Genomic DNA, 3,509 nt, shown 5'->3' with positions numbered 1-3,509 from the left:
TTGAGCAGGAGAGATTCTAAGTCCGGTGGTGGTGTCCGATAGGCTGCATCCCCATAATAGGCAGTTTGTACCGCTTTAATCACTGAGTTCATCGAGTTTTTCCGTCATACACAGTATCCTGCTTTTGATTTTAACGTAATCGGGTTGACCGATTGCGTGGGGGTATTTTTAGCTAGGTTCGTCCCCAAGAATCTCTCATCGACTGCTAGAAAATTGACATCTCCCCGTTCTCAAGAGATGGGAATTCTCATCGGTGATCCTAAATCTGGTTATTAAAAACTGATTATTTATTCCCCCTTTTGCCTATTCCCTGTTGCACGAGTGCCTGTCCTTATAAGTAGCCTATAATCAACGGATTTGGTATGACTAGAAGCGGGTTGAAACCGGGCTTCTACTCGATTACGATATATTTTAGAAAGCCTGTCTAACTTATATTGTTGAGGCATCGTCAAAGATACTCTATCCACCTTATCTAGAGAAACCGCCGGAACGGGCAACACCAGAACAAATGTCAAATCCTGTCATCAGCTGCCCGCGCATTTAAATTGCTTGTTCAGATGAGGCACTCTTGCACTCTTGCAACAGTAAAAGGATTGAGGGAGATGTAGCTCATCTAAGGATAGGCGGTTAAGATGCGTCTTAGCTTACCCAACTTCACGGCGGGTTAATGGTAAGTGTTCAAAGTTAATCGGTCTGATTTTCCCCTGAGTAAGGAAGATTTATCGAAACTAAGTAGCTGGTTATAATTAAATTAAAAATGGATTTTAAGTTCGATCCCCCCTTAATCCCCCCTTGATAAGGGGGGTGCCGATCCCCCCTTAGTCCCCCCTTTAATCCCCCCTTGATAAGGGGGGTGTCTGATAATTTTTAACGCCTACCTACTTATCACAAACAATGCTAACCCATGAATCATATTTTTTCTGCTATTGATTTTCAGGCAATTAAAAATAACCCTAACTTTAAGGAAGACAGCGTTAGAGAAGTGATTATTTTACCTCTTTTAACAAGTTTGGGCTACCAAGAGGATAATATCGAAAGAAGTAAAACCCTACGGCATCCCTTTTTAAAGGTTGGCAGTAAAAAACGTCCGATAAATTTAATTCCTGACTATGTTCTCAAAGTTAATCAAAGTTATGCTTGGGTATTAGAGGCTAAAAAACCAACGGAAAATATCTACGAAGGTGATTCAGTAGAACAGGTCTATAGTTATGCGAGTCATCCTGAAATCAGAAGTAATTATTTTGCTCTTTGTAATGGCCTAGAATTTAGTTTATTTAAGACCCTCGATACCAGTACACCTATCTTATATTTTTCTCTTGATGCAATTACCTATAGTTGGCAAGAGTTGACCCAGTATTTAGCCCCAGATAGATTTCAAGTGGGGAAAAGTTTTAGTTATCAAAGCCATTCCCCAATCAGTCGCAAAACTTTTGACTACTCAAGTCGTCCCTTATTAAACCCAATTGAAGTCAAAAAAAGAGCAGCTAAAAGACATTTTGGTGTGCATGGATATTTTACTAAACAAGCATGGAATGTGGTGGCAGAATATATTAAAAACTTTAGTCAACCGGGAGATGTCATTCTTGATCCTTTTGGCGGTAGTGGAGTGACGGCAATTGAAGCTTTAATGAATAACCGCAAAGCGATTAGTATTGATATTAACCCTCTGGCTATTTTTCTTGTTAATTCTTTAATTAGTCCCGTTGATTTTGATGATTTAAGTCAGGCTTTTGAACGAGTTAAATTAGCCTACCAAGAGCGAGAACCGCAAACCAAAGAAGCAATAACAAAGGCACTCAATACCTATCCCTATCCCGAAGGATTGAAACTGCCTAAAGGTTCTGATGTGGCTACTGTTGAACAGTTATTTAGTAACAAACAATTAGCTCGACTAAGTTTATTAAAACATTTGATTAAACAAGAACTAAACGAGAATATTAGGGAGTCTTTATTGTTAATGTTTTCTGGCTTATTAACTAAAGCTAATTTAACTTATCATAACAATAATCAAAGACCTGCATCTGGACAAGGAAATGCTTCAGTTTTTCAATATTACCGTTATCGCATAGCACCTCAACCTGTAGAAATTGATATTTTCACTTACTTTGAATTGAGATTTAAAAAGATAGTTGCTGCTAAAAAGGAGATGACGTATTTTATTAATAAAAACACCATCAACTATGCCAAAATTGTTAAAGGAACAGCGACAGACTTAAGTTTTATTGAAAATGAAAGCGTTGATTATATTTATACCGATCCTCCCTACGGAAAGAAAATTCCCTACTTAGATTTATCAATAATGTGGAATGCTTGGTTAGATTTAGAAGTGACGGAAAAGGACTATCAATTAGAAGCTATTGAAGGGGGAACAATCCAAAAAAGTAAACAGGAATATAATCAATTAATTGCCCAAAGTATTCGAGAAATGTATCGAGTTTTGAAATTTGAGCGATGGTTATCCTTTGTCTTTGCTCACAAAGATCCTGAGTTTTGGCATTTAATTTTAGATACCGCAGAAAGTTGCGGATTTGAATATGTGGGAGCAGTGCCACAAAAAAATGGCCAAACTAGCTTTAAAAAGCGGCAAAATCCCTTTACAGTTTTATCAGGACAGTTAATTATTAATTTTCGGAAAGTTCCTACTCCCAAAGCGGTAATGAAAGCTAACTTAGGCATGGATATAACCGAGATTGTCATGCAAACTGTTGAAGGAATTATTGCTAAAAATGATGGGGCAACCCTAGAACAAATTAACGATGAATTGATTATTAAAGGTTTGGAATTAGGGTTTTTAGATTTACTAGCCAAGGAGTATTCAGACTTGACTCCAATTTTGTTAGATAATTTTGATTATGAGGAAAAAACTGAATTATATACCATCAAAAAAGACAGTAAGTTTAAGTCAAAAATCGATGTTAAATTGAGAATTAAATACTATTTGATTAGCTATTTGAGAAGGATGGAAAGAGATAATAAAAGCTCTAGTTTTGATGATATTGTTTTTAATATATTACCTCTGTTAAAAAATGGCACAACTCCCGAAAATCAGACGATTCTAAGCGTCCTCGAAGATATTGCCCAGAGAGTTGGTGATGATAACTGGCGCTTAAAACAAGAAGGACAATTGAGTTTATTTTAAATCCAGTGGCAGCACACTTTGTTCTTTTTGTCAAAAAAACTTTCTCTTTGCAACAAAACTACACAATTAATTGATCAACGGGTTGGCTTAAAAAAGGCTCTTTAACTGCCAGTTGTTGCTGTTGCTGAATAGGTGAGTGTAGATTTAGCAAGGGTTTTCAGGCTCACCAGACAGCTAAAAACCCAAAAAAGCACAGAACATCCCATCATTTCATACTGCGAAATTATACCTGAACTTCCCCCGTATAAATATACTAGCTATGGCTCAAAGTCTTACAGAGCCTGAGTTAAAGCAATGTAATACTAATAAACTACTGGGTACAAACTCCTGAAATCCTTACGCAGACAGGGTTTGAGGCAAAATTTTTCAA

General features: G+C 36.9%; 1 protein-coding gene and 1 pseudogene. One reads left to right on the top strand and one right to left on the bottom strand.

Going from position 1 to position 3,509, the window contains the following annotated elements; all coding sequences use genetic code 11:
- Positions 1-92 (bottom strand): annotated as a pseudogene (locus PX481_RS06510) (ATP-dependent Clp protease proteolytic subunit); the annotation flags it as partial.
- A gap of 812 nt (positions 93-904) precedes the next feature.
- Between PX481_RS06510 and PX481_RS06505 the strand changes: the two are divergent.
- Complete coding sequence (locus tag PX481_RS06505) at positions 905-3,139, top strand: DNA methyltransferase (RefSeq protein ID WP_288094048.1); 2,235 nt, start codon at positions 905-907, stop codon at positions 3,137-3,139.
- Positions 3,140-3,509 lie beyond the last annotated feature (370 nt).

It is taken from the genome of Microcystis sp. M53603_WE2, assembly GCF_030065435.1.
The sequence above is the reverse complement of the archived record's forward strand: the minus strand, read 5'-3'. Positions and strand labels throughout refer to the sequence as shown.

Excerpts from the sequence above, each read along its gene's own strand:
- PX481_RS06505 (WP_288094048.1), top strand. The coding sequence starts at position 905 with ATGAATCATATTTTTTCTGCTATTGATTTTCAGGCAATTAAAAATAAC.